This is a genomic window from Cereibacter changlensis JA139, assembly GCF_003034985.1.
Taxonomy (GTDB): Bacteria; Pseudomonadota; Alphaproteobacteria; order Rhodobacterales; family Rhodobacteraceae; genus Cereibacter; species Cereibacter changlensis.
In genome coordinates this window covers 1-2,473 of record NZ_PZKG01000272.1, presented here as the reverse complement: position 1 = coordinate 2,473, position 2,473 = coordinate 1, and the positions used below count along the sequence as shown (strand labels likewise).

Here is a 2,473-nt window from a genome sequence, read left to right as displayed (position 1 = left end):
CCACCTGCCACACCTCCGACGTGACCCAGCCCGGGCAGACACGCACCGGCAAGGCGATCGATCCTCTGGCCTTGTCGGCGACGCCCTCGCGCTTCACCGACGCAGCAAAGGTCGAAAAATGGTTCGGCCGGAACTGCAACAGCGTTCTGGGCCGCGATTGCACAGCAGGCGAGAAGGCTGACGTCTTGACCTGGCTGGCGTCGCAATGAGGGAGGCTCCTATGCGTATCCGGACACTTGCCCTGGCGGCTCTGCTCCTGCCGCTGACAGCATTTTCGCTTGCCGCTGATGAAGATGGCGAAGAGGCAGAACGTGAGGGCGGCCGTGCGGCGATGGTGGTGACCCATGCCGCGACGAAGGCCGAATGCTCGGCGTGCCACATCGCCTATCCCGCCGGGTTTCTGCCGGTCCGTTCGTGGCGCGCGATCATGACCACTCTCGAAGACCACTTCGGCGAGGATGCATCGTTGGACGAAACGACCCGTGCCGACATCGAGGCTTATCTTGTCGCAAATGCGCCTGACGCAAGTGGAGGTCGCCCGTTGCGTGGCGTCGATCCCAGCGCCACGCCGCTGCGCATCACCGAACTGGCATGGTTCACCCGCGAACATAGCCGCGAGGTGTCGCAATCCATGAAAGACAAGGCAAAAAGCATGTCAAATTGCGCTGCCTGCCATTCCGGCGCCGAGCGGGGCGTATTTGAGGACGACTGATGCCCCTTAGGCTGTAATCCCTGCGAAGCCCCGGCGGCGCCTCGCGGACCGCCGGGGCCTGAGGTGAAGGCGCTGGCAGGAATGATGGAAGGCGAATGCTGGTTCTGGGTGGAATGACCCATCGACTTGCGCTGACCGGATGGACGCTTCTGGCAATGGTCCTTGCTCTCTCACGGCGGGCTTTGGCGCACACGGCATGCTGACGGCAATCCGGGGGCGACGCTATGACATGAGCGAGAGCTCGACATCGACCGTCTCATGGTGATCGTTGCTCATGCGGCGGGCCACGAGGAGGGGATAGTGCTCGTCGTGCTGAACGGTCTGCTGTCGCCTGCCGACGCGATCCGTAAGCGCACGTCCTCGCGGTCCGACCATCCTCATCCAGCAGGAGCAATAGCATGAACAGGTTTTCCCATTCCGAGATCCACATGGTGCATAGGATCGGATGGCTCCGCGCCGCCGTTCTAGGCGCAAATGACGGGATCGTCTCGACCGCCAGCTTGCTTGTTGGCGTTGCGGCCGCCGGTTCGGGACGAACCGAAATCATGGTGGCGGGCCTTGCCGGTCTTGTGGCCGGAGCAATGTCGATGGCGGCGGGCGAATACGTGTCCGTCAGTTCGCAGACTGATGCGGAACGTGCCGACAAGGAGCGCGAGCGTGCGGAGTTGCGGGATATCCCACAGAAGGAACTCGAAGAACTGACACGGATCTACATCGGACGCGGGCTGGATGCGACATTGGCGGCTGCGGTGGCCGCGCAACTGACCGCCAAGGACGCGCTTGGAGCGCATTTACGTGATGAGCTTGGCGTTTCCGAAACTGTGACCGCCCACCCGGTGCAGGCTGCAACCGTCTCTGCTTTAACCTTTGCATCGGGGGCGGTGATCCCGCTCATGGTGGCGGTTCTTGCCCCCGGCGATGCCGTGTCGACCTACATTGCCGGTTCCACCGTCGTGACTCTCGCCGCGCTCGGCGCAATTGGCGCTCGGGCTGGCGGCGCTCCAATCGCACGCGGTGCGCTACGCGTCTGCTTCTGGGGCGCGATGGCAATGGCGGCGACGGCGGGAGTTGGCTTGATCTTCGGCGTCGTGGCTTGATGTCGGGCGATGGGGGGCCGAGGGCACTCCTCGGCGACAACTTTGAGCTTGCGCAAAGGCGCTTCCCCAGAATTCCATGCGCTGGCGCCACCGGCTCGATCCTTACGGGACGCTGACAGGATAAGGTGGGCGCTGTCAGCAAACACTCAGACTCGCCGCGCAGGGTGGCCGCAACGTCACCTGTTCGTGGAGCCCTCTGATGAAGTCCCGCCTCGCCCTCCTTGCCCTGACAACCGCCCTGACGCTTCCTGCGGTTGCCATGGCCCGCCCCGTAACCCTCGGCGGCGTTCTCGCCAGCTACGGGGGTGATGGAGCCTATCTTGCGGTTTATGTCACCGATGCGCAGGGCGCGCTGATCCAGACGCTCTGGGTCGCAGGCGGCAGATCGAAATACTACAAACACCTGAGTGACTGGGTTGCAGCAGGCGGCGGCGCGATCGACGGCGTCACCGGGGCCAGCGTTGGCGCCGGGCGCAGCTTCTCGGTGACTGTCGAGCTGGCCGATGCGCTGCTCGATGCGGGTTACGTGCTGCATGTCGACTCCGCCGTGGAGGACATGCGTGACAGCCCGTCGGAAATTGCTCTTCCGCTGACGACAGATGCGGCGGGGCAAGCGGCCAAAGGCCGACGCTATATCTCCGACTTCCGCTTTGATTTGTGAAGG

4 protein-coding genes are annotated in these 2,473 nt (G+C 63.8%); all 4 read left to right on the top strand.

Annotated elements, in window-relative coordinates; translation table 11 throughout:
- The coding region (locus C5F48_RS23105; RefSeq protein WP_146170733.1) for a DUF1924 domain-containing protein at nucleotides 1–209 on the top strand (209 nt) is incomplete at its 5' end.
- A gap of 11 nt (nucleotides 210–220) precedes the next feature.
- Complete coding sequence (locus C5F48_RS23100; RefSeq protein ID WP_107666042.1) at nucleotides 221–712, top strand: diheme cytochrome c; 492 nt, start codon at nucleotides 221–223, stop codon at nucleotides 710–712.
- 398 nt (nucleotides 713–1,110) lie between these two features.
- On the top strand, nucleotides 1,111–1,809 hold the full coding sequence (locus C5F48_RS23095; protein WP_107666041.1) for a VIT1/CCC1 transporter family protein: 699 nt from the start codon (nucleotides 1,111–1,113) through the stop codon (nucleotides 1,807–1,809).
- 199 nt (nucleotides 1,810–2,008) lie between these two features.
- Nucleotides 2,009–2,470: a DUF2271 domain-containing protein gene (locus tag C5F48_RS23090; RefSeq protein ID WP_107666040.1), complete on the top strand. Its 462-nt coding sequence runs from the start codon at nucleotides 2,009–2,011 to the stop codon at nucleotides 2,468–2,470.
- Nucleotides 2,471–2,473 lie beyond the last annotated feature (3 nt).

Bases quoted from the DNA above. Each gene is read 5' to 3' on its own strand.
- C5F48_RS23100 (WP_107666042.1), top strand. From the start codon at position 221: ATGCGTATCCGGACACTTGCCCTGGCGGCTCTGCTCCTGCCGCTGACA.
- C5F48_RS23095 (WP_107666041.1), top strand. From the start codon at position 1,111: ATGAACAGGTTTTCCCATTCCGAGATCCACATGGTGCATAGGATCGGA.
- C5F48_RS23090 (WP_107666040.1), top strand. From the start codon at position 2,009: ATGAAGTCCCGCCTCGCCCTCCTTGCCCTGACAACCGCCCTGACGCTT.